Source organism: Wohlfahrtiimonas populi (genome assembly GCF_002006795.1).
Taxonomy (GTDB): domain Bacteria; phylum Pseudomonadota; class Gammaproteobacteria; order Cardiobacteriales; family Wohlfahrtiimonadaceae; genus Wohlfahrtiimonas; species Wohlfahrtiimonas populi.
The window spans coordinates 1-225 of the sequence record NZ_MVDN01000073.1 but is presented as its reverse complement, the minus strand read 5'-3'; the positions used below and the strand labels follow the sequence as shown (position 1 = coordinate 225).

Annotated in this window: 1 pseudogene; it reads right to left on the bottom strand. The window is 35.1% G+C overall.

Features of this window, described 5'->3' with window-relative positions:
* Positions 1-225: pseudogene (locus BZK16_RS14435) on the bottom strand (hypothetical protein); the annotation flags it as partial.

Sequence of the window (225 nt, the reverse complement as noted above, 5' to 3'; positions counted from 1 at the left end):
CCAAAGCCTAATAAGTTAGGTAACTTCTTAATGTCATCGCTAATGACAATATCATCAGTGTGATCCATAGAATCAGTACGATCTATTTTAAACCAAACATCATGAATGGATTGCGTTTTACCATCAGTTGTAATGAATGAGCCTTGTTGTTTATGGTAATTCCCATTGGCATCCACATAATTACTATTTTTGTATCCTAAATTAATGCCCGCAACACCAGCTTCT